Annotated in this window: 20 protein-coding genes; 2 read left to right on the top strand and 18 right to left on the bottom strand. The window is 64.8% G+C overall.

All coding sequences use genetic code 11. The features are described 5' to 3' along the window. Positions 1-51: 51 nt before the first annotated feature. The 6 genes from frr to rplM all read right to left on the bottom strand — a co-directional run bounded on the left by frr (position 52) and on the right by rplM (position 4,117). Positions 52-606, bottom strand: coding sequence for a ribosome recycling factor (frr, locus tag VN706_08315; protein HXT15619.1), 555 nt, complete (start codon positions 604-606; stop codon positions 52-54). Further along, the gene (gene pyrH, locus VN706_08310; protein HXT15618.1) at positions 603-1,316 is read right to left on the bottom strand and encodes a UMP kinase; all 714 of its coding nucleotides are present in this window, start codon (positions 1,314-1,316) and stop codon (positions 603-605) included. Before pyrH ends, frr begins: the two co-directional genes overlap by 4 nt. A gap of 107 nt (positions 1,317-1,423) precedes the next feature. Next, positions 1,424-2,020 (bottom strand): translation elongation factor Ts, encoded by a 597-nt coding sequence (tsf, locus tag VN706_08305; protein ID HXT15617.1) that lies wholly within the window; start codon positions 2,018-2,020, stop codon positions 1,424-1,426. Positions 2,021-2,142: 122 nt separating this feature from the next. Continuing rightward, entirely contained in the window at positions 2,143-3,060 is a 918-nt protein-coding gene (rpsB, locus tag VN706_08300) for a 30S ribosomal protein S2 (GenBank protein HXT15616.1), read from the bottom strand. Between the two features lie 214 nt (positions 3,061-3,274). Then, on the bottom strand, positions 3,275-3,667 hold the full coding sequence (gene rpsI, locus VN706_08295) for a 30S ribosomal protein S9 (protein ID HXT15615.1): 393 nt from the start codon (positions 3,665-3,667) through the stop codon (positions 3,275-3,277). 3 nt (positions 3,668-3,670) lie between these two features. Further along, entirely contained in the window at positions 3,671-4,117 is a 447-nt protein-coding gene (rplM, locus tag VN706_08290; protein ID HXT15614.1) for a 50S ribosomal protein L13, read from the bottom strand. A gap of 112 nt (positions 4,118-4,229) precedes the next feature. Between rplM and VN706_08285 the strand changes: the two genes are divergently transcribed. Then, on the top strand, positions 4,230-5,675 hold the full coding sequence (locus VN706_08285; protein ID HXT15613.1) for a peptidylprolyl isomerase: 1,446 nt from the start codon (positions 4,230-4,232) through the stop codon (positions 5,673-5,675). Here VN706_08285 and VN706_08280 read toward each other — a convergent pair. The 9 genes from VN706_08280 to VN706_08240 form a co-directional block, all read right to left on the bottom strand. Next, entirely contained in the window at positions 5,650-6,543 is an 894-nt protein-coding gene (locus VN706_08280; protein HXT15612.1) for a hypothetical protein, read from the bottom strand. The two genes, VN706_08285 and VN706_08280, sit on opposite strands and share 26 nt — an antisense overlap. A gap of 21 nt (positions 6,544-6,564) precedes the next feature. Beyond that, positions 6,565-7,095, bottom strand: a complete 531-nt coding sequence (locus VN706_08275) for a biotin/lipoyl-containing protein (GenBank protein ID HXT15611.1) — start codon at positions 7,093-7,095, stop codon at positions 6,565-6,567. After that, positions 7,062-8,300, bottom strand: coding sequence for a TRAM domain-containing protein (locus VN706_08270; GenBank protein ID HXT15610.1), 1,239 nt, complete (start codon positions 8,298-8,300; stop codon positions 7,062-7,064). The genes VN706_08275 and VN706_08270 overlap by 34 nt, the downstream gene beginning before the upstream one ends. Beyond that, complete coding sequence (locus tag VN706_08265; protein HXT15609.1) at positions 8,297-9,826, bottom strand: acetyl-CoA carboxylase biotin carboxylase subunit; 1,530 nt, start codon at positions 9,824-9,826, stop codon at positions 8,297-8,299. Before VN706_08265 ends, VN706_08270 begins: the two co-directional genes overlap by 4 nt. Positions 9,827-9,903: 77 nt before the next feature. Beyond that, positions 9,904-11,448 carry an acyl-CoA carboxylase subunit beta gene (locus VN706_08260; protein HXT15608.1) on the bottom strand — a complete coding sequence of 515 codons (1,545 nt, stop codon included), beginning with the start codon at positions 11,446-11,448 and terminating at the stop codon, positions 9,904-9,906. Positions 11,449-11,563: 115 nt separating this feature from the next. Beyond that, complete coding sequence (locus VN706_08255; protein ID HXT15607.1) at positions 11,564-12,889, bottom strand: RagB/SusD family nutrient uptake outer membrane protein; 1,326 nt, start codon at positions 12,887-12,889, stop codon at positions 11,564-11,566. A gap of 18 nt (positions 12,890-12,907) precedes the next feature. Continuing rightward, positions 12,908-15,964, bottom strand: coding sequence for a SusC/RagA family TonB-linked outer membrane protein (locus VN706_08250; protein ID HXT15606.1), 3,057 nt, complete (start codon positions 15,962-15,964; stop codon positions 12,908-12,910). Between the two features lie 144 nt (positions 15,965-16,108). Next, complete coding sequence (locus VN706_08245; GenBank protein HXT15605.1) at positions 16,109-17,578, bottom strand: hypothetical protein; 1,470 nt, start codon at positions 17,576-17,578, stop codon at positions 16,109-16,111. Positions 17,579-17,582: 4 nt separating this feature from the next. Continuing rightward, positions 17,583-18,575 (bottom strand): hypothetical protein, encoded by a 993-nt coding sequence (locus tag VN706_08240; protein HXT15604.1) that lies wholly within the window; start codon positions 18,573-18,575, stop codon positions 17,583-17,585. Positions 18,576-18,694: 119 nt separating this feature from the next. Here VN706_08240 and VN706_08235 point away from each other — a divergent pair, with 119 nt between their 5' ends. Next, on the top strand, positions 18,695-19,615 hold the full coding sequence (locus VN706_08235) for a hypothetical protein (GenBank protein ID HXT15603.1): 921 nt from the start codon (positions 18,695-18,697) through the stop codon (positions 19,613-19,615). 4 nt (positions 19,616-19,619) lie between these two features. Here the strand turns inward: VN706_08235 and VN706_08230 are convergent, their stop codons facing one another. The 3 genes from VN706_08230 to VN706_08220 all read right to left on the bottom strand — a co-directional run bounded on the left by VN706_08230 (position 19,620) and on the right by VN706_08220 (position 23,882). Further along, positions 19,620-20,288, bottom strand: coding sequence for a TetR/AcrR family transcriptional regulator (locus VN706_08230; protein ID HXT15602.1), 669 nt, complete (start codon positions 20,286-20,288; stop codon positions 19,620-19,622). A gap of 8 nt (positions 20,289-20,296) precedes the next feature. After that, positions 20,297-21,943 carry an FAD-dependent monooxygenase gene (locus tag VN706_08225; GenBank protein HXT15601.1) on the bottom strand — a complete coding sequence of 549 codons (1,647 nt, stop codon included), beginning with the start codon at positions 21,941-21,943 and terminating at the stop codon, positions 20,297-20,299. Positions 21,944-22,076: 133 nt separating this feature from the next. Continuing rightward, positions 22,077-23,882, bottom strand: coding sequence for a 30S ribosomal protein S1 (locus VN706_08220; protein ID HXT15600.1), 1,806 nt, complete (start codon positions 23,880-23,882; stop codon positions 22,077-22,079). Positions 23,883-23,985 lie beyond the last annotated feature (103 nt).

Genomic DNA, 23,985 nt, shown 5'->3' with positions numbered 1-23,985 from the left:
CCGCGCGCCTACGCTCGGACTGCGCATGGTAAACTTCGTTGAATGCGCATATTAAACTTCCATAATCTCGGCTTCTTTCGCCTTGATCAGCTCGTCGATTTTGTGAATGAAGTCGTCGTGGACTTTCTGCAGCTCCTTCTCGGCGTGCTTGACGTCGTCTTCGGAGACGCCGCTCAGTTTCTTGAGGCCTTCGCGTCCCTGCGTGCGCGCGTGACGGATCGCGACTCGGCCGTCTTCGGCGTACTTGTGCACGACTTTCACCAGGTCCTTGCGGCGCTGCTCGTTCATCTGCGGCAGCGGCACGCGAATGATCGCGCCCTGCGCCGACGGCTCGAGACCGAGCCCCGCCTCGCGAATGGCCTTCTCGATCACCTTGATCTGGCCTTTGTCGAAGGGCGTCACGATGAGCACGCGCGGTTCGGGCGCGTTGACGGTCGCCACCTGATTGAGCTGCATGAGCTGGCCGTACGCCTCGACACGCACGGTGTCGAGCATGTTGGGCGACGCCTTGCCCGAGCGCACGGACGAGAACTCGTGCTTGACGTGGGCGATGTCCTTGTCCATCGCCGTGCGGGCATCCTTGAGAATTTGTTGAATTGAGCTCATCGAACGAGGGTGCCGACGCGCTCGCCGCGAATCGCCGCGACGATGGCGCCAGGACGGTGGATGTTGAGAACGATCAGCGGCAGCGCGTTCTCGCGGCAGAGCGTGATCGCGGTCTGATCGATCACCTTGAGCTCCTCCATGATCACGTCGCGAAAGCTGATCTCGTCGTACAACTTGGCGTTCGGTTCGCGCTTGGGATCGGCCGAGTAGACGCCCTCGACGCTGGTCGCCTTGATGATCACGTTCGCCTTGATCTGAATGGCGCGCAATACCGCGGCGGTGTCCGTCGAGAAGTACGGATTGCCGGTGCCGGCGGCAAAGATGGTCACGCGCCCCTTCTCGAGATGACGGATCGCTCGGCGACGGATGTATGGCTCCGCAATCTCTTCCATGCGAATGGCCGTCATCACGCGCGTGTCGATGCCTTTTCGCTCGAGCACGTCCTGAACGGCCATCGCATTGATGACCGTGCCGAGCATGCCCATGTAGTCGGCGGCGACGCGGTCCATGCCGGTCTTGGAGAGGAGCGACCCGCGCACGATGTTGCCGCCGCCGATCACCATGCCGAGCAGCGCGCCGGTCTCCTTAACAGAAACGACTTCGTCGGCGAGTCGATTCACCGTGTCGAAGTCGTATCCGAAGCCTTTGTCGCCGGCAAGTGCTTCGCCGGACAGCTTCAGCAGAACGCGCGGGTATTTGAGAGAGGTCATGCGGGTTGTCATTCCGAGGAGCGAAGCGACGAGGAATCTAACATCCCGGTCGAGTGGCTTGCCCCTCTAACATGACGCAAGATCCCTCGCTTCGCTCGGGATGACGACTAGGCCTCGCCCAACTGATACCGCACAAACCGCCGAACCTGCACGTTCTCGCCGGTCTTCGCGGACGTCTCCTTCACGAGATCGCCGATCGTCTTCTTGGGCTCGCGCACCCACGCCTGATGCATGAGCGCGACGTCCTTGTAGAACGCCTGCACCTTGCCCTCGACGATCTTGTCGATCATGTGCTCCGGCTTGCCTTCGGCCTTCACCTGCTCGATGAAGATGCGGCGCTCCGACTCGACCTTCTCGGCCGGCACCTGATCCTTGTCGACGGCGAGCGGCGCCGCCGCGGCCACGTGCTCCGCGATCCACTTGCCGAGCTGTTGGAAATCGTCCGTGCGCGCGACGAAATCGGTCTCGCAATTCAGCTCGACGAGTACGGCGATCTTGCCGTTGTGGTGGATGTAGTTGGCGATCATGCCTTCTTTGACCTGCCGACCGGCGCGCTTTTCGGCCTTCGCCGCTCCAGAGGTGCGGAGTAGCTCGACGGCCTTGTCGACGTTTCCGCCCGTCTCTTCCAGCGCCTTCTTGCAATCCATCATGCCGGCGCCCGTGCGCTCACGCAGGGCGGCGACGTCCTTTGCCGTGATAGCCATTTTGATTTCCTTGAGTTGTCATTCCGAGCGAGCGCAGCGAGCGAGGAATCTTCTTTCCCGTCGGATTGGCTGGTCACTCTACCGTGACGCCAGATCCCTCGCTGCGCTCGGGATGACGGTTGTTACTCGGCAGCGCCTTCGTCCGCCGGTGCCTCACCGCCCTCAGCCCCACCCTCTTCACCTGGTCCCTTGAGGCGCGCGGCAATCGCTTCGGGCTTGGCGCGACGGCGGCGCGGGCGACGGCGGCGCTTCTTGTCTTCTTCACCGGCCGGTTCAGCGCCGCGGTCGGAGCTGTAGGTGTAGCTCTCGCCCTCTTCCTCTTCGACGCGCGCCGGCGCTTCGCGGCGCGCTTCGACGACGGCATCGGCGATCGACTTGGTGATCAGCTCGACCGAGCGGATGGCGTCGTCGTTGCCGGCGATCGGCACCGTGATGAGATCCGGATCCGCGTTCGTGTCGACGATCGCGACGATCGGAATGCCGAGCTTGTTCGCCTCGCTGACGCCGATGCGCTCCTTCTTGGAGTCGACGACGAACATCAAGCCGGGCAGACGGCCCATGTTGCGGATGCCGTTCAGATACTTCGAGAGCTTCTCGCGCTCGCGCCGGAGCATGAGCTGCTCCTTCTTCGTGTAGTTCTCGAAGTCGCCGCCCTCTTCACCGCCCGCCTCGAGCTCCTTCATGCGGCGGACCTGCTTCTTCACCGTCTGATAGTTGGTGAGCAGGCCGCCCAGCCAACGTTCGGTGATGAACAGCGCGCCCGCCCGCTCGGCCTCGGCGCGGACGATGCCCGCGAGCTGCGGCTTCGTGCAGACGAAGAGCACGTTCTCGCCGCGCAGGACGACGTCGCGCGCCAGCTTCTGCGCGAGCTCGATCTGCCGCAGCGTCTTCTGCAGATCGATGATGTGGATGCCGTTCCGCTCCGCGAAAATGAAGCGGCGCATCTTGGGATTCCAGCGACGGGTCTGATGCCCGAAGTGGACGCCGGCGGCGAGAAGCGCCTCGAGCGTCGGCGTGTTGGTCTGCTGCTGATCAGCCATGGATGGTACGAACCTCGGTTTGGTTGTGACGTCGGAGTCTCGTCATCGCATTGCTCCACCGTCGAAACGGCACCGAAGCAACACTCGGAGATCCTGTGAGATGACCTGCGGAACGACCGTCATTCCGAGCCGACGGCGAGGAATCTGGCATCTCGATAGAGGGATGTCCCTCTGACCCCGACGGCAGATCCCTCGCTTCGCTCGGGATGACGCACTAACGCTTGCTGAACTGGAACCGCTTGCGGGCCTTCGGACGGCCCGGCTTCTTGCGCTCGACCGCGCGCGCATCGCGCGTCAGGAGCCCGAGCGAACGCAGCTTGGGCCGGTGACCCTCATCGATCTTCACGAGCGCGCGCGCGACCGCCAAACGCAGCGCACCGGCCTGGCCGGTGTTGCCGCCGCCGTCGACGTTCGCCTTGACGTCATAGCGGCCGAGTGTATCGGTCGCCACGAACGCCTGCTGGATGGACGTGACGTGCGAGGGACGCGGGAAATAGTCGCCCAGCGTGCGGCCGTTCACGTCCCACTTGCCCGATCCCGGCTTGAGGAAAACCCGGCACACCGCTTCCTTGCGGCGGCCGATCGCGTGGATGTTCTGCTCGGCCATGGATTACTTCTCGCTCTTGTTGAAGGTCAACGTGGTCGGCTGCTGCGCGACGTGCGGATGATCGGCATTCGCGTACACGCGAAGCTTGCGGCGCAGGACCTGGCGCCCGAGCGCCGTCTTCGGCAACATGCCGTAGACGGCCTTTTCGATCACCCGTTCGGGGTGCTTCGCGATCATCGTCGAGAGCGGCGTGAACCGCTCGTGACCCATGTAACCGGTGTGGCGGAAGTATTCCTTCTGCTCGCCCTTGCGGCCGGTGACCTTGACCTTCGACGCATTGATGACGATGACGTTGTCACCGGTATCCATGTGCGGCGTGAAGATCGGCTTGTGCTTGCCGCGAATGATGCGCGCGACTTCGGTCGCCAAGCGACCGAGGATCATGTCCTCGGCGTCGACGATGTACCAACGCTGCTCGATGTCCGAGGGCGTGGCGGAGAACGTTTTCATCGGGAGAAACGAACGAAAGTGGGTCCCACGCCTCACCGGTGCGGCACGCAACCCGGGTCTCGGCAGCCATTGAAGGCATTTTTTGACAGACTCTCAAAATAGATAAAGACTTATGCGGTGTCAACTTACGGGTTTCATCCTCCTCGCCGCATCCGCCCTTCCTGCACAAACAAAGGCGGACTCGGCGCTCGTCGCACGGCTCCTTACGGCGGAGGATCGGCGCGATTCGGCCGCGGCCGCCTTCCGGGAGGGCTTGGCGAGCCCGAATCCGCAGGTCCGGCTCATCGCCGCGCGTGGTTGGGCTCGCGTCAAGGATTCAGCATTCGCGAAGCGCGATTCGCTTCCCGCTCCGAGCGCTGCGCCGGCCTACTTGGATCCGGACTGGCGCCTCCGTTTCCGCGCCCTGGCAAGAAAGCCTCTCGATTGTTCGCTGCTGCGCGCCGGTCCGGGCGACGACGACCCGCATGTCGTGCTCCGAGCGATCGATCTCATGTCAGCGGAGTGCAGCAACGCGACGGTGCTCACCGAGTTGACGCGTTTGGTCAGCGCGCCAAGCCGGACGTCCGCACGCAAGCGCGGCCACGCGTCCTGGCAGTTGCCCGCGCATTCGCTGGTCACGCTCGCGCGACTATCGCCCGGAACGAGCCGAACGCCCCTATCACGCCTTGCGAAGTCGAGCATTCCGTGGGTGCGGGTGTACGCGGCCCGCGCCGCGCGGGAGTTGGACGACACGACGACACTTCGCGCGCTCGCCGCCGACCCGGACGACAATGTCAAGGAGGCCGCCGTCGACGGATTGGCGAAAGTCGCGGGTCATTCCGCCGACGACACGTATCTTCGCGCGCTCGACGCGAGGGGATATCAGGCCATCCGCGCCGCCGCGGTAGCGCTCGAGGGAACGCCGCGCAGTGAGGACGTGATCAGAGCGGGACAACGCGTCCTCGCGCGGTTGCGCGCTGATTCGAGCGAAACCTCCCGCGACGCCCGTGTCGCGGTCGCCGACCGGCTACGAGAAGCCGGCGTCGCGAATGTGTCCGCCGAGTTGCTGAAGGCTCCGGCGCCTGTGCCGCTCGCCCCCGAGGCGGCAGCGCTCGCGTTCGGAAAGCAGGTCGTGCTTCGCGTCACGCTCGCCGACTCGAGCGGCGGTGGACACTTCGACGTTCGCCTGCGTGGCGACGTGGCGCCTATTACCACGGCGCGCGTCCTTCAGCTCGTCCGATCAGGATTCTATAACAATCGCGCCTGGTTTCGTGTCGAGCCGGATTTCGTGATCGAAGGCGGTGGCCCGGGCAACAACGAGTATGTCGGCTACCCGCGGTTCTTCCGCGACGAGCTGTCCGCGCTCCCACAAGTACGTGGCACCGTCGGCATGAGCACGCGCGGCCACGATACCGGCGACGCACAATGGTTCGTCAACTTGCGCGACAACCTGCGCCTGACGCGCGACTACACGAGCTTCGGCGAAGTGATCGACGGCATCGACGTCGTCGACGGCATTCTCGAGGGCGACGTGATCGCGCGGATCGAGGTCGTCAGTTCTTCGGCACCGCGACGATAGCCAGCCACCTATGATCGGGACTCACGGCGAGCCGCGTGATCGCCGTCAGTCCCGGCGCGGCAAGATCCGCGATCTCGCGCCAGTCGCCGCCGCCAGCGCGACGCGTCAGGAGCTTCGTCCCATCGCCGGCGATGACTGCGTCGCGCGCGACCCACGCGATGTCCTGCGACTTCCCGGGCAGCGTCATCAAGTCTCTGGACGCGCGGCTCGGCCAGCTCATCGCGCGGAGCGTCGAACCCGAATCGCCAGTTTGCACGAACGAGAATTCGCCGTGGCCCATCGGCGCCAGCGATCGGCCAATGTCGCGAGCGAGCGTGTCCGCGTGGCCGTCATGCACGGTCGACATCACGAGCGCGTTGGGCGACTGCCGCGAGCCGAGGACGAACGAGACGACGTGGTCCGCATCGATCCACGCGTGATAGCCGACGGGCTTGAGTGTTTTCAAAACAAGGCGCGGGTCGCTGCCGTTCATCGCGAAGCTCCACAGCCGCTGCGTCGAATCGTGCTCGACGCGAATGACGGAGAATCGTTTGCCGCCGGGCATCACGGTAGGCGAGTATTCGCTCTCCGGTGTCGTGGTGATGCGTGAAATCGCTTTCGACTTCAGGTCGTAGCGATAGATGTCGGCCTGTCCGTCGTCGTGAATCGACGTGAACAGGATGGCGCGTCCGTCCGGCGTGAACGACGGCTGATTGTCATAGCCGGCGCGATGCGTGATGTTGACGGGCGCGCCGACGGTGATCGTTCCACTCGTGATGGTGAGCGGCGCAAGAAAAATGTCAGTGGCGGGCGGCGCGGCTTGCGCGCGTGCGGAGCGAGATGTGACTCCGACGCACAGGGCGACGGCAACCAACGTGGCTCGACGCATCGATTCTCCAGGTGAGTTCCGCTATTCGAGCTCGATGAGCAGCGCGCCTTTCTCCACCGCCGCCCCCGGCGTCGCCAACACCGACTTCACGCGGCCCGCCGCCGTCGCGCGCAGCTCGTTCTCCATCTTCATCGCTTCCATCACGACCATACCTTGTCCCGCCTGCACCTGATCGCCGACCGTGACGTTCACGCGCACGATCAATCCCGGCATCGGCGCTTTCAGCGGCGCCGGACCAACCGGACCCGCGCTCGCGCCCGACAACTCGCGGATGGCACGCGTGCGTTCGTCGATCGCCTCGACCTCGAACCGATAGCCGTCGAGCCACAGCGTATACTCCCCGCGCGACCCGCCCGGGCGTACGACGACGCGATGCACGTCGTTGCCGATCGTCACCATGCGCACCGGGGTGCCGTCGCCATCGGCGACCGTCGCGGCGACGTCTTCACCGTTCGTGTGAACACCTTCGCTGTCGATGACGACTTCGTGTTCTTCCCCATTCACCCGAACGAAATACTTCATGCGGCCGCCGTTGCGGGAACGAGCTCGCACACCGTTTCGACGTGCGCGGTTTGTGGAAACATGTCGAACGCGCGGAGCGATTCGATGCGGTAGCGCGGCATGCGGGTGAGATCTCGCGCCAGCGTCGCGGGATCGCAACTCACGTAGATCAGCGCGCGCGGCGGCGTGTCGAGCGATTCCATGACGTGCGCTACCGTTTCGTGCACGCCGGTCCGCGGTGGATTGATCAACACGACGTCGGCGGGGAGCACCCGTGCGATGACGTCTTCGACCCGTGCCGCGATCGCCTCCGAGCCTTCGGGCAAGAGCGCCGCGCACCGCGCGACTGCGTCCCGATCGAGCTCGATCGCCGTGACGTGCGCGCCGTCGGCGGCGAGTGGAATCGCCGTCGCGCCAGCGCCGGCATACGCGTCGACCACGCGGGATGGCCGATGATGGCGCGCGCGTTCGAGCACGTACTCGTGCAGGCGTGCGCCGACGGCCGCGTTCACCTGCGCAAAGGACGCCTCGCCGAACGTTCGGCCACGTTCGGCGACCAGCATCCGTGCCCGATGCGCCGGCCGCCACCACACCGACGTCGCCAGCGGCACGGCATCAAAGAACTCTGATCGCGCGGGCCACGCGTTGGCGCCTTCCATGACGACGGACGCGCCATCCTCGAGCAACTGCACGGCGGCGCGCAGCTCGTCGCCCGGCGGAAAGTGCTGGCGCGCTTCCATGATCTGTCGCCACACGCGCAACACGCGCTCGTCGGTGATCGGGCAGTCGGCCAGCTGAAAGATGCCCACCGGATCGTCGTATCGATGCAAACCGATCACCCAGTCGCCGGCGCGGCGGGCGCGGCGAATGGCCAGCGTGAGCTTTCGGCGGTAGCGCCATTGAATGGGGCTGCCTTCGACGCTCGGGAGATCGACCGAGCGCTTTCCGATCCGCGTCAGCGAATCACGGATGATCACCTGCTTCGCGCGAACCTGCGCGTCGTAATTCAAGTGCTGTAACTGACACCCACCGCACTTGTCCATGCGATAGTGGTAGCACAGCGGATCCACACGATCGGGCGACGGGGTGAGGATCGTCTCGATCGTTCCACGCGCGAATCGCTTCCGCTCGTCTATGGCAACGCGCACGACGTCGCCCGGTGCGCCGCGCGGCACGAACACCACGACGCCGTTCGCGCGCGCGATGCCGTCGCCGCCCGCCGCAATGCTCTCGATCGACACGTCGGCGGAATTCACCGCAGCGATTCCAGGCGGGCGATGCGCGTCCATGCATCCGCCGTCGCACCCGGCGTCGCGCTTGCATTCGGCGCCGCCGCGCCATGGACCGGGCGCCGCGCCACATGACGATCGCGATCGGCGATCAGCGCCGCGACGAGCGCCGCGGTCTTCGCGGTGTCCGCCGGCGGCTTCGCATTGACGAGCGACTCGAGCCGCCGCTCCAACCACTGAATCTCGATCGCACCCGCGCGAAACTCCGCGTCTTCCATCACGCGCAAATGGAAATCGCGCGACGATTCCACGCCTTCGATCGTGAGCTCCAGGAGCGCGCGATGCATTCGGTCGATCGCCGCCTCGCGCGTCGGCGCGTGCACGATCAGCTTGGCGAGCATCGGATCGTAGTAGAGACCGACGTCGCTGCCGACTTCGATACCGCCGTCCCAGCGCACCCCGGGTCCCGCCGGCAGGTGCAGATACGAGATGCGCCCCGTCGACGGCACGAATCCGTTCGCGGGATCCTCGCTCGTGATGCGGCACTCGATGGCCCAGCCGCGCGGCACGATCTCGTCCTGCGAGAACGGCAGCCGCTCGCCGGCGGCGATGCGAATTTGCCACTGCACCAGATCGAGGCCGGTCACCAGTTCCGTGACCGGATGTTCGACCTGGAGCCGCGTGTTCATCTCCAGGAAATAGAAATTGCCGTCGCGATCGAGCAGGAACTCGCACGTGCCGGCGTTGACGTAGCCCGCGGACTTCGCGGCGCGCACCGCGGTCTCTCCCATGCGCCGCCGCAGTTCGGGACTCACCGCCACACTCGGCGCCTCTTCGATCATCTTCTGATGCCGCCGTTGCACGGAGCATTCACGCTCGTTGAGCGAGAGCATGGTGCCGTGCTGATCGCCCAACACCTGGATCTCGACATGCCGCGGGCCGACGATGTACTTCTCGACGTAGACCGCGTCATCGCCGAAGGCATTCTTCGCTTCGCGCCGAGCGGTGTCGAGCGCATTCGCCATTTCTGATGGCTCGCGCACGACGCGCATGCCCTTGCCGCCACCGCCCGCGGCCGCTTTTAGTAACACTGGGTAACTAACTCGCTCGGCGATCTGCTTTGCTTCGTCGGCGTCGCGAAGCGCTTCCGTCGTGCCGGGAACCACGGGCACGTTGGCGGCGATGGCGAGCTGCCGCGCGGCGGTCTTGCTGCCCATGGCGGCAATCGCTTCCGGCGGCGGCCCGATGAACACCAGCCCCGCGTCGCGCACCGCGCGCGAGAACCACTCGCGCTCCGACAGAAAGCCGTATCCGGGATGAATCGCCTCGGCGCCGACGCGCTGCGCCGCCTCGATGATGCGGTCGCCCTTGAGATAACTCTCGCCCGGCGGCGAGGCGCCGATGTGCACCGCCTCGTCGGCCTCGCGCACGTGAGGCGCGCGCGCGTCGGCGTCGCTGTACACGGCGACGGACGTGATGCCCATCTCGCGGCACGCGCGAATGACGCGCAGCGCGATCTCGCCGCGGTTGGCGATGAGGATTTTCTTAAACATGCGATGGGCGGTGGGCGATGGGCGCCGGGCGGCCGTGGGGTTTGAGCGCCCATCGCTCAACCGCCATCGCCCATCGCTCAGAGCGGAATATTCCCATGCTTTTTCGGCGGGTTGCGATCGCGCTTCGCCTTGAGCGTGTCGAGCGCGTCGATCAACCGCGGGCGCGTGTCGCGCGGATCGATGATGTCGTCCAGGTAGCCGCGTCCCGCCGCGATGTACGGATTCGCAAACTTCGACGTGTACTCGGCCACCCGCTCGTCCGTCGCCTTTTGCGGATCGTCGCTGTCGTTGATCTCCTTGCGGAACAGAATCTCGACCGCGCCCTTCGGCCCCATGACCGCGATCTCCGCCGTCGGCCACGCGACGTTGTAGTCGCCGCGAATGTGCTTCGACGACATGACGTCGTACGCGCCGCCGTACGCCTTGCGCGTGATCACCGTGAGCTTGGGCACCGTGGCTTCGCAGTACGCGAACAGCAGCTTGGCGCCGTGCTTGATGATGCCGCCGTGCTCCTGCGTCACGCCCGGAAGAAATCCCGGCACGTCCTCGAACGTCACGATCGGAATGTTGAACGCATCGCAGAAGCGAATGAATCGCGCCGCCTTGAGCGATGCATTGATGTCCAACACGCCCGCCAGCACCGCCGGCTGATTCGCGACGATCCCCACACTATGCCCGCCGAGGTGCGCGAAACCGCAGATGATGTTCTGTGCGTACTCCCGCTGTACTTCATAAAACTCACCGTCGTCCACGACACGCCGGATGACCTCGTGCATGTCGTACGGCTTGTTCGGATTCTCGGGGACCGCGGTGAGCAGCGATTCATCGCGCCGGTCGCGCGGATCCGTACCGCGGCCGCGCGGCGGATCGTCGACGTTGTTTTGCGGGATGTACCGGAACAGCTCGCGAATCGCCGCGATCGTCGCCGGCTCGGAATCATGAATGAAGTGCGCGACACCCGACGTGCCCGCGTGCGTCTCGGCGCCGCCGAGCGCTTCCATCGTCACGTCTTCGTGCGTCACCGTCTTCACGACGTTCGGACCCGTAACGAACATGTACGACGTGCCGCGCGCCATGTAAATGAAGTCCGTGATCGCCGGCGAATAGACGGCGCCGCCCGCGCATGGACCGAGAATCGCGGAGATCTGCGGCACCACACCAGACGCGAGCGTGTTGCGCAGAAAGATGTCCGCGTACCCGCCGAGGGACACCACGCCTTCCTGAATGCGCGCGCCGCCCGAGTCGTTGAGCCCGATCACCGGAGCGCCGTTGCGCACCGCCAGGTCCATCACCTTGCAGATCTTCTCGGCAAAGGATTCCGATAGCGATCCGCCGAACACCGTGAAATCCTGCGAAAAAACGTACACGAGCCGCCCGTCGATGCGGCCGTAGCCCGTGACGACGCCGTCGCCGTAGTACTTCTCGTTCTCGAGACCGAAATCCGAGGAGCGATGCACCACGAATCGGTCGAACTCCACGAAGCTGCCGTCGTCCAGCAACAGGTCCAGGCGTTCACGCGCCGAGAGTTTTCCTTTCGCATGCTGCGCCTTGACGCGCTTCTCGCCGCCGCCCTGCTCCGACTCGGCGATCCGGCGCTCGAGCAGCTCGAGCTGTTCTCGCATGGTCATGATCGTGGAAGCTATCGGACACGGTGCGCCGCGCAAAGAGAACGAACGAGAAACGGGCGAGCCATTTCGGCTCGCCCGCTCTCTTCGTTCGTCCATCGTCACGCAACGATCAGCTCTTGAAGTTCGGATTGTTGAACGTTTCCACGTCCGGCAACGGGACACAGGTGAGGTTGCTGTAGGTCTGCCCCTTGCGATTCACCCCTGATGTGAACGGCAGGTTGTAGCGCAGCATGTCGCCGTAGCGCTGGCCTTCACTGAAGAGCTGGCGCCGCCGTTCCTCGAGCACGAGATCGGTGTACGCCTGGCCCGTCGGCACCGCACCAGCCAGCGCGGGCACCTTGTTCGCGGCACGCACGCGATTGATCGCGTCGAAGCCCGCCTGCCCGCCGACTGCTTCGGCGTAAATGAGCTGTGCTTCGTTCCACGACGCGATTGGGATCGGTGAGCCGCCCGCGGTGAATTTCTGCTGCTGGAATTGCGGCGTCACACCGTCGTTGCCGAGACCCGCACTCTTCGTGACCACGCGCGGGTCGGCGACGTTGCCGCTGACGCCGTTCACCGTCATGTTGCGATACGCATCGGCCACTGAGAGGAACGCATTCCGAATCGTCAGGTTGAAGATACGATTCGTGCGCGCCGGCGCGCCGCCTTCGGTGAATTCGGCATTGCGAACGAAGCCGGTCGGCACCGCGTTCGCATCAGCCGCCGCCTCGGGCAAGTGCTTCAGGTCGAGACGCGCGCGCGCTCTGCCAACGAGCGCCATGTTCAGCACGCTCGCGGCCGTCGTCGTACTGTCCGTGACCTTCGCCGCGAGCGCGATCGCATCGGTAAATCGACTTTCCGCGAGCGCGAAGACCTGCTCGCGGGTCATCGCCGGGCCGTCGTCGATCGTCATCTGGCACATGCCTTCGCCGAGCAGCAAGTCGGCGTAGCCGGCATACGCGCGCATTTCTTCCATCAGCAGTGTGCGCGACACGACGTCCGCATCGGTCAGTTTCTCCAGGCGGTTGAACGCGTCGTCCAACTGGAAGCGCGCTTGCTGCAACGGCGTATAGAAGCCCATCGCCGTAGTGTTCAGACCAAAGTTGCATGACCCGGGTGCGGCCTTGATCTCGACGATGCCACGCCACTCCCACGGATGGTTGTCGACAAACCCGTTCGAGGACAGGTATTCGCCGGCCAGCATCGCCGTGCTGGCGTCGTATTGCTCGACGCCGCATTGCAATGTTTGAATGGCGGCATTGGTGAGCGGACGAATGAGCGTCGGATCGGACAGCGCTTCGACGGGCACACTGGCCGGATTGTCCACGGAGAGCAAACTGTTACAGGCGCCGAGGCCGGCGAACGCCAGCCCGGCAATGACGCGAGTGACCGCACGAGCGGAATTTCGCGTCCGAGTGAAAAGCGTCGATCGACGCATGATTCGCGATGACATGTCTCTCGATCTCCTCACTCAGTAGGTAAGACGGAAAGTGGCGACGAAGCTGGCGGTCGGCGGCAGAACCGTCTGGAACCCGTTCGACAAGGCGCCCACGGCGCGCGTTTCCGGGTCCCACACGTGCTGGTTCGCGATGTCGACGTAGATCTCGTTGTCGCGCGACGTGTTCCAGCCTTGCTGCGCGGTCCACAGCATCGAGACGTTGCGCGCGGCGAGCGTGACCGTGCCGGCCGACGCGCCGAACCGCTGCAACAGCTGCGGGCGCAGCGTGTACGACGCCGAGAGTTCGCGGAGCTTGAGGAAGCCCGCGCGGTAGGTGCTCGGACCGTCCGCTTCGATCGCGCGGTAGGTCTGGAGCAACGGATCGTTGTGAAGAATCACGGCCTTCTGCGAACCCTGGTTCGCCAGCGCGCGAATCTCGGTGTCTTCCTGCCAGTTGCCGCCGTTGCCGTCGGCGCGCGCGTAGAAGCGCAGGTTCTGCCACAGTGTGACCGACGTATTCAATCCCGCCTGCCACGTCGGCTGCGAGTGACCCCAGAAGACGCGCGGCGCGGGCGTGCCGGTGAAGCTGCCGATCGGGCACGGCTTGTCCGGTCCACCCTGCTCCAGGCCGGACGCGCCAGTGCCCCCGTCGCAGATCGCCGACAACACGTTGCCCTTCGCATCGAGCACGGCCGAGCGCACCTTGTACATGAACAGATCCGCGATGCCGTAGCCGACGCGATTCTGCCCCTGCCCACCACCGCCGACGGTCAGGAACTGCTGCCCGCCCATGTCCTGAATGAGGTTGCCGTTGTTGGCGAGCTGCGTGCCGATGTCCCAACCGACGCGGCGTCCCCTGAGGATCTGATACGAAGCGGCGAGCTCGTTGCCCCACGCCTTCACTCGGCCGATGTTCACGACCTGATTGCCGGGGAAACCAGTCGACGGCGGCAACGGCACGTTGACGATCGCGTCGGTCACCTGACGCGAGAAGTGCGTGTACGACACGTTCGCACGCCCGCTAAGGCCCGTCGCCTCGAAGCCCGTCTCGAGCTCCATGCTGCGTTCCGGTTTGAGCTGCGGATTACCGAACGACTGCGGAACGAGACCCGGCTGGTTCGTGAAGCCCGTGCTCGACGTGTAGAGCTGTTGCGCGTCGAAGGTTCCGGGCTGCGTGCCCGCGGCGCCGTACGCGGTGCGGAATCGCAGATCGCTGACGATGTTGCTCAAGCGCGAGAGCTTCTCTTTCCAGAACGGCTCTTCGCTGATGACCCACGAGCCGCTGACCTTCGGATAGTACGCCGCCTTATATGACTTTCCGAAGGCGCTGTTGTCGTCGCCACGGAGCGCCGCGGTCAGGAACAGGCGATTCTGCCACCCGAGCTCCTGCTGCGCATACAGGCCAACGGTCGCGTTCGCGGTGTACGCTTCCGCCGCGTTCTTCGTCGTCGTACCGGAGACCGTGGTGATCGGCGACGCCGGGAACGTCGTTCCACTCGCCGTGATGTCGTTGACCTCCGAGCGATAGTGCTGGAAGCCGAACGACGTCGTGAAGTCGAACATGCGGAGCGCGTACTTCAGATTGCCCGTATAGTCGAGCGTGAGCACGTTGCGCGCCTGGCGATCCACGCTTTTTTCGCCGAGCCCATTCGAGCCGTAGAAATTGACGTTCTCCGGCGTCTCGCGCGGATACAGCGTCCAGTTGTTCTCCGAGTTCACGTCGTAGCCGGCCACGAACCGCTGGGTGAACCAGCTCACCGGCTCGTAGTTCGCGGTGATGCTGGTGGTCGTGCGATCCGCGTCGGCGTGATCCTCAACGTCGTCCCACAGCGAGCGCGGCGCGAAGCCAAACCCGCCCGTCGAAGGAATGAGACTCGGACGCCCCCATACGAGATTGCTGAACGGGTCCGGATTGATCTCGCCCGGCTGCGCCAGACGAATGCGATCGCGAATGTAGCCCAGGCTTCCCTGCAGCCGCAGCTTGCTGTTCGGCTCGACGTCGATGTTCGCGCGCGTCGAGATCTTCCGGTCCCAGTTCCACGAGACGACGCCGACGTCGTTGTCGTAGTTGGACGACAGGTAGTATCGCGTGGCGTCCGTGCCGCCGTGCAGGTTCAGCGCGTACCCTTGATTCCGGCCATTGTTGAAGATGGGACCCTTGCCGGAATCCAGCTGCATCTTGTACAGGTTGATGCTGATGAGATTCCCGCTCTTGTCGGTTCCGTAAAGCAGTCCGGCGCGGCCTTCGGGATTCGCCAACCAGTTCGTGCCTTGGCGCATGTTGAAATCCCAGTGCGATTCACCGGTCTTGCCGCGCTTCGTGATGATCTGGACGACGCCGTTCGACGCTTCGGTACCGTAGAGCGTCGCCGCCGCGGGACCCTTGATGATCTCGATGGACTCGATGTCGTCCGGGTTGATGTCGTTCAAACGACTTGCGCCGGCGCCGCCGCGCTGCGACGGCCCCTGTGCTGGATTGGCATCCATGCGCACGCCATCGATGTACACGATCGGGTCGGTGCCGAGGGAGAGGCTGCCCACCGCGCGGATGCGAATCTGCGCGCCGGTACCAACCTGGCCCGTGGACGGCAGCATGATGACGCCCGGCGTGCGCGCGCCGATCAGCTGATCGACCGTTCGCGGGGCCGCCGTCGCCAGGACGGAATCCGCGTTGATGCTCTCGATCACGTTGCCCACCGCTCGGCGTTCGACCGCGCCGCCCGTGCCCGTGACGACGACTTCATCGAGTTGCGTGGTCCGCGTCGAGAGCGCGAAGTCGAACGTCGCGGTCTGCGATGCGGTGAGCGTGACGCCGCGCTCCTTCGGCGCGTAGCCGAGTGCGCGCACGCGCAACGTCACGGTGCCCGCGGGGGCGCCGGTGATGGTGTATCGTCCATTCGCGGCCGTCCGTGCGCCGCGTCCACCACCGCCAGGCGCCGCGATGAACACTTCGGCGCCCGAGAGCGGAGTTTGTGTGAGGGAGTCGGTGATTTGGCCGGTAACGGTGGCCGTGGGTGCTTGCGCGGCGAGGACGCCGGCAGCGAATAGCGGAACGATCGACAGCAACAAACTTCGCCTGGCGTCTCGCATCGTCGTGCCTCAAGGTGGGGAGGGTCCGAACGCGACGGCTTCGTCGACGGCCGCATATTGTATCCAGGAACAGGAAGCGGCAAGATGGCCGGAACCATCCAGACAAGACGCTTTCGGCCCCATCGGACCGATGCGAACGGTTCATCAGACGATGTAGCGCCGCTTGATGCGCGGATCCTGGCCGGACATCGGGCTGGCGCCCGGACGGAATAGCCGGACCGTCGGCCGACATTCCGCCGGCACCATCTTGATGGATTCCCGGAAATCCTGATTCACCGCCGCAAGCTCGCGCCACACCGTTCGGCCAACGGCGTCGGCGCAAATGCCATCGAGATCCCGCGTCAGCTCGACGTATAACTCGAGTCGCTTGTTCGCCCTGGCATCCTCGTACGGATGCAGCGCGAACGCCCCGAGCGACGCCGCCAGTTCCGGCACGCACAGCAGCGCGTGCTGCACGTGTTCGGGAGTCACCTTGCAGCCGTAGAAGGCGACGGAGCTGTCCTGCCGTCCCCAGTGGAACAGCAACGGAAGATCGACCGTCGGCGCCGCCGCCAACCTCACGCCGTGCGCGCGAAGCACCGCTTGCACCTGCGACATCGGCCGCACGACGCCGCGATCGTGGATGTTGTAGCGAATGCGCGGCGAGACGTTCTCGAGCCGGTTGATGGTCACGAGCAGGCTACGGTCATCGGTGCTCTCGAACAGACTGTTCAGCGGATCGTATTGAAAGATCATCGGCAGCGACTCGCTGCCGTACAGATCGCGGCCCAGGCTTTCGTCCTCCGCGATCGCCTGCCGCAGCGCGATGCTGAACTCCGTTTCGACCGCGAGATTGATCTCGAGGTCCGACGCGCCGAAGCTCGAGATCGTTTTGCGAAAGCAGCGATTGAGCGCGGCACGCAACGGCTCCGACATGCCTTCGCCGCCGACGACCGCGCACACGTCGTACCGCGACCAGTCGATCGTCGCGGTGTCGATGAGATTCTTGAGAAACGGAGGATACCCGGCAATGACGTATCGGTAGGAAGGCCCGAGCAGCTCGAGCGACGCGATGACCTTGCCGACGTCCGGCCCGATCGACTTGAGGAGGCAGCGGTCGACGAGCGACATGGACACGTTCATCCCGGTCGCCCACGGCCCGAGCGCGAAGCAGTTGAGCAGCACGAAGCTTTCGTTGCCGAACGTCGAGCGCGCGGAATACTGAATGAGGCGGCGCGCCGTGCGGCGCTCGCGCCGGCCGCGCACCCAGTTCGTTGCCGCGCCCGTCGAGCCCGACGATTCATCGATGACCGCGCCGCGCGCCGGCAAGCGTCCGCCCTGGCAGAGCTGCTCGATCGGCCAGCGCGCGATGTAGTTCGCCTTGTCCATCGGCGGAATGTCCTCGAAGCCGCGGACGTGCTCCGCTCCCTGCTCGCGCAGGAAGTGGCGATACGCCGGCACGCGTCGCCGCGCATTGTAGAACGCAGCGGCCGCGCGGCGCCGCGCGAGGCGTTCGCGACGGTCGCCCATCAGCGCCGGAATGAACAGCAGGCGGTACGCGCTCCAACACGAGAGAGCGGCGTCGCCGGCGACGCGCATCGCGCGGCCCAGCAACGGGTCGATGAGTCTATTCATATAGTTATTCTGATATGACAATATTGTGAATGCGCGGCGCGCGCGGTGGTTCCGCGCCTCGGCCGAACCGGAACACCAGCCAGCAGTCCCCCACCCCGAAGCGCGCCGCGATCTCGCGGGCGTAGCGCGGATTGGTGAGCATCGAGCCCATGGGATGCATGTACACGCCACGCGCCGCCATCGTGAGCCAGAGCTCGAGCAGCATCTCGCCGGCCGAAACCAACTCGCGCCACCGGCCGAACCGGCCACACAGGAGGCCGACGTGCCGGGTACCGCGCTGCGTGCGCACATAGCTCCACCGCGCGAGCTGACGAATACCGGGTGCGCCCACGACGCGCGGCGCGTCGAACGCGGCGCGCATCGTCCACGCGGTCTGATTCATCGGCGTCTCCCACAACCCGTCCCCGTGCGCCGGCGTCTCGCCCGCGCGATACCACGGACGAATCTCCTCGCGCTCGGCGTCCAGCCGCAGGTTGTCGATGATCGCGTCGGCGTTGAGCCGCAACACCGATCGCACGGTGATGTCGTCCGAGTACGAGACGAAGCGATGGTCCCGCCGCGACGCGACGTCGGTGAATGCCAGGATAGACTCAGCCTCGACGACCTGGCCGTCGTACGGTATCCGTGACGTGCGCCGTGCATCGAGCAGGCGCGCCTGCTCGACGGCCTGCACTGCGCCGCGAATCGTCGCTTCGCCGACACGCACCTCGGGACCCGCGTACTCGAGGCGCGACGGATCGATCAGCGGATCCGCCGTCACGCACACCTCGACCCCGAAGTGCAGACCGGCGCGCACGAGCGTCGCGGCAAAGATACCGAACGCGCTCGCGACGTAGAGGTTGCCATGGTCTTCGCGCGGCAGCAGACGGTCGGTCAGCAGCACGATGTCCGCGCGATGGTCGTTACGCGGCCGGATGCGATACGGCTGCGCGTTGTGCGGCGACGGCGCGAGTCGCGCCAGCGAACCGAGCTCGGCCCACGTCACGGACCGACGCATATCGGTTTCGAGTATAGAAATAGTCATCTCGTGCCCCGCGTTCAGCGTTGCCCGACTCTATCCCTCCTGGGCGGATCGTCCGATACGTCACGTGACGTAGCTTTCCTATCTTGTGTCTCATGCAGTCTTCGAAGTCATTGTTGCTGCTCGGCTTGGCCGTAGCGCTCGTCAGTTGCGCCGACGCGTCCTCGGGGCCGCGGGTCGATACAGCCGCCCCGGCGGTTGGCGGTCCGCCCGATCATCTCGTTCTCGTCGTCACCGGTACGGCGCGCGCGATGGCTGCCGAGACCGTGAAGTACGCCGGGACCGAGCATGATTTCGCGCTCTTGCCCGGGGACACGCTGTACATCCATCAGCAAATGCTCGATGTGAACGGCAGGCCCGCCGACTCGACCGGGCATCACACGAGTTGGGGATCGTTCGCCGTTGCCGGCGGCGTCACGTTCGATTCGGCCTCAGGCCGGCTCGTCGTGACGGGGCGTGGCGGCGCGGGCTTCGAGGGCATGGTAGACAAGGGATGGCTCTATTCGCCGATCTACTACATGTCCTCGCTGCCGCCCTACACGTTCGCGCTCGGCCGGTTGGACACGGCGTACGACATTCGAGCCGACGACGATCCTGCGCTCGAGAAGGGGCCGCATCACTACTACGTCGCCCATTTGGAAGCGAGAGACACCGCCGGTCCGGTAACGACCGTCTCGGTCAACGACGGAAGGGCCTACCGGCCGATCACGATCGATGGCTTGCTCCAATTCTGCGAAGTTGGTCGCGTTCCGGAATGCTATCCACTGCAGCAGTTCAGCGGCGGTATCGCCGAGCACACGACGATCGATACGAGTGGCCACTTCTCCTTCACGGCGTCATTTCACAACATCTGCACCGGAAGAAACGGCGGAACGCCGGACTGCAGCGAAGTCAGGTTCACCGCGACGGCGATGAATCTTGACACGATACGTGGTACGATCTCGGACGGGATGATCAACCTTGGCGACTTCGATCGCGGGCCGACAGGCACGTTCACCGCGATCGGCCGCCGGTAGCTCATCAACCGGGTCTCAATCCGCGCGCCAACACGCCGGCGAGGGTATCGATCTCCCGCTCGTCATCCCACACCGCGTCCGGTGCGAGGAACACTCGGCTCACGACATAACCGACGATCACCGAGCCCATGATCCGCGCCACCGTGAGCGGCGGCATCGCCCGAATCTGCTTCCGTGCCTGAAACCGTTCGATGGCCGAGAGCGCGAGCGGAAATACCTGCGCGAAAACGATGCGCTCGAAGTGTTCTCGCAGCTCCGGATGAAACGGAATCTCCTGCACCAACAGCTTGAGCAATGCCGGATGTGCCTGCGCGAAGTCGAGCCGGTCGCGCGCGAAGGCGATTACGAAATCCTCGAACGTGGCGTAGTCGGCGCTCAGCACCCGCTCCACGCTGCGGCGGAGCATGGGCGTCAGCGCGCGCATCATGAGCGGCGCCACGGCGCCGATCAGCAACTTCTTCTTCGTCGGGTAATACTTGAAGATCGTCCCTTCGGCGACGCCGGCTCGCTTGGCGATGTCGCTCGTGGCGGTGCCGTTGAATCCCTGCATCGCGAAGGCCTCGATCGCCGCGGCCGCAATCCGCCGCTGCGAGGGCGACATCGTGTCGTCATCGGCGAACCACTCCGGATCCGCCGTGAACGTGGGCGCGGGTTTCACTCGTTTGCGGGGCATGCCGGTTATTATGAAACTAGAAAGCGGCGAGCGAGGTCGGTCCGAAGATCGGACCAATCTTCGAGGCTGCCGCGAAAGCCGATGTAGCCGTCGGGGCGCACGAGGTACAAGGCGCCGTTCGCCGCGCCGTATCGGTCGTGTGCGGCGCCGTCCGAGTCGAGCCGTGCACCGTCGCGCGAGCCGGTCGTCGCTCGCGTGAGGCGAATCATCTTCACGAGCTGTTTCATATTCTCGGGCAATGCGCCATCGCCCGGCGCGGCGTTGGCCGTCGTTGAATTCCCCTCGAACACGACCAGCACGTGTCGTGGCTCGCGAAACTCGTCGAACAGTCGAACCGGTTGTCCGTTCGCGGACGAGAGGTGAACGTCGGGCGCGCGGTCGCCGGCATGCGGTGCGTGAGCCCCGAGGCTCGCCGCGTGCGACCCTTCAACCGACAAGCGGCTCTCTCGATATTTGATCTGGAGCTGCGAGACGAAGCGCGCCAGCGTCTTGCCGATGACCGGCGCGCTGAGCGCGCGCGCCGCCAACGTCGGCGCGATGCGGCGCACCGTCCGCGCGAACCATCCTCGCCCGGCAACGAAGCCAAACGCCTTGTCCGTTCCATTCAACAGCAGCTCGCCGATGTGTCGGCGTTCTTCGTCGTATGTCTCGAGCAGCCACGCCGGCGCCTCGCCGCGCGCGACGAGCGCCAACTTCCACGCGAGATTGTAGGCGTCCTGAATACCCGTGTTCATTCCCTGCGCACCGACCGGACTGTGAATGTGCGCGGCGTCGCCGCCAACGAACACGCGACCGCGGCTGTACGACGTGACGCCGCGACGATGCAGGCGATACCGCGTGAGCCAGTGCGAGCGGAGAATTTTCGGCGGCGCGCTCCCCGAGCCCGAGCCGCAACCGTGCGGCGTCATGTACTCGAGCCGCGAACGGAATTCTTCCATGCTCAGCGTTCTGTCTTCAGTTGGCCGCACGCTCGGAACGATCATGATCGTTCGAAAGTGTCGATCGCCCGGCAGCGGAAAGGCGAGTAGAAATCCTTCCGGCCGGGGACAGAGACTGACGCTGTCGTGCGAGAGTTTCCACTCGATGTCGACGTCCCCGATCAATCCGTCGTCGGCGTACGTCAAGCCGGGAAACGTCAGTCCGCTCAGCTCGCGCACCGTGCTGTGCGCGCCATCGGCGCCAACGACCCACTCGGCATCGACCGTTTCGTTTGCACCGTCCGCATGGCGAAGTGTCGCGCGGACGGCGTCAGCGCTCTGACTCAGCCCTACGAGCTGAACGCCGCGTTCGATCGTGATCCCGAGGCGCGTACACAATTCGGTGAGAATGCGCTCGGTCTGATCCTGCGGCAGCGAAAGCAGCTTGTCGTACGGTGAATCGAGCCAACCGGGCTCCGCGAATGTCAGCGTGGCGTGTGTGCCCGACGGTTTGTAGAGCTCGACCGAGTCCACCGGCGTGCCGGCGCCGATCGCTTCCTGCGCGATGCCGAGGTTGTCGAATGCCTCGAGCGTGCGGGGCTGAACGACTGCGGCGCGCGAGCGATCGGCCGGCGGTTCGCTGGCGCGATCGATGAGCCGAACGGCGACGCCGAAACGGGCGATGGATGCGGCGGCCATCAAGCCCGTGGGTCCGGCTCCAACGATGAGAATCGTCATGGTGCCTGGTAGTGAGTGAGTACTCACTCACGCTAGCCGGAACGGCTCGTCTCGACAACCCCCAACCCGTAACGCAAAACGCCCTCGACATGGTGTCGAGGGCGTCTCACATCCTGCGGCGCAGTGCCCCGGCCTACTCTTCCGGAATCGCCGAGAGATCGACCGGCGGATAGCCCATGTCGTGTTCGGACTCCATCGGGATGATCTTCGACGGCGTCTCGGGACGCGGCGGCTGCTCCTCGGGAATGTTCGTCACCGACAGCACGATCCGGCGATGAATCGGATCGACTTCCATGACGCGCATGTCGAGGCGCATCGTCTCGTACACGATGTCCGCCGGACTGTTCACCGGCTTGCCGGTGAGATTGAGCTGCGACAGCGGAACGAAGCCTTCGATGTCGTTGCCGATGTCGACGACCACGCCCTTGTCCATCAGGCGCACGACCGCGCCCGTGAGCTCGGTGCCGACCGGGTACGTCTCGCCGATACGGAGCCACGGATCTTCCTCGGCCTGCTTGAGCCCGAGCGAGATGCGCTTGTTTTCAGAATCGATATTCAAGATCACGACATCGACCGCATCGCCCTTCTTCACCACTTCCGACGGATGCTGGACGCGCTTGGTCCAGCTCATGTCGGAGATGTGAATCAGACCGTCGATGCCCGGCTCGATCTCGACGAACGCGCCGAACGACGTGAGGTTCCGAACCTTGCCGTTGATGCGCGTGCCCACCGGGTACTTGAGCGGCAGCACCATCCATGGATCCTGCTCCGTCTGCTTCATGCCGAGCGAGATCTTCTCTTCGTTCGGATCGACCTTGAGCACCACGGCCTCGATCGTCTCGCCGATGCTCACCAGCTTGGACGGATGACGCACGTTGCGCGTCCAGCTCATCTCGCTGATGTGCACCAGGCCTTCGATGCCCGGCTCGAGCTCGATAAAGGCGCCGTAGTTCGTGATCGACACCACCTTGCCCGTGACGCGCGTGCCGACCGGATACTTGTCGGCGACGTCCTTCCACGGGTAGCTCTGGAGCTGCTTGAGACCGAGCGAGATGCGCTCGCGCGTCCAATCGATGTCGAGCACCTTGACCTCGAGCTCCGCGCCGATCGACACGAGCTCCGACGGGTGCGAGATGCGGCCCCACGACATGTCGGTGATGTGGAGCAGGCCGTCGACGCCGCCGAGATCGATGAAGGCACCGAAGTCGGTGATGTTCTTGACGACGCCCTTCCGCACCTGATCCTTCTCGAGCTCCTTCATCAGCTTTTCACGCTTGCCGGCGCGCTCGTTCTCGAGGATCACGCGGCGCGAGACGACGATGTTGCGGCGGCGCTTGTTCAGCTTGATGATCTTGAACTCGAACTTCTGGCCGAGCAGCTCGTCGATGTTCGGGACGCGGCGGAGCGCGATCTGCGATCCCGGCAGGAACGCGTCGACGCCCATCAGGTCCACCACCACACCGCCCTTGATCTTCTTGACCAGGGTGCCTTCCACCGGCTGATCGTTCTCGTACGCGAGGCGGATCTTCTCCCACACGCGCATGAAGTCGGCTTTCTTCTTCGACAGAACGACGGAGCCTTCCTGGTCCTCGAGGTGCTCGAGCAGGACTTCGACTTCGTCACCCGGCTTGAGATCCGGATGGTCCTTGAACTCTTCGAGGGGAACCGAGCCTTCCGATTTGAAGCCGATGTCGAGGACGACCATGTTGTCGCGGATCTCGAGCACCTTGCTCTTCACGATCTCGCCCTCTTCGATCGAAGCGAGCGTACCGTTGTAGAGCTCCATCATTTTCTCATACGCTTCGGATTCGTACTCATCCTCGTCGTAGAGCTCGGGGCGGCGGTTGGCAAGCGGACGAAGCTGAGCTTTCTGCGCATCGCGCTTTTCGCGCTCAGAGACGGCCGTGCCGGTTGCGGTGGGGGATTCGAGCGTTGGCATGCTGGTAGTGTGATCTCCCGATCGGTTCGCGGGTGTTTAGGCTCGCCGCGGCGAGGTTTGTGTTTTGTCATCCCGAGCGAAGCGAGGGATCTTTCGTCCGGAC

The organism is Gemmatimonadaceae bacterium (assembly GCA_035606695.1).
Lineage (GTDB): Bacteria > Gemmatimonadota > Gemmatimonadetes > Gemmatimonadales > Gemmatimonadaceae > JAQBQB01.
The sequence above is the reverse complement of the archived record's forward strand: the minus strand, read 5'-3'. Positions and strand labels throughout refer to the sequence as shown.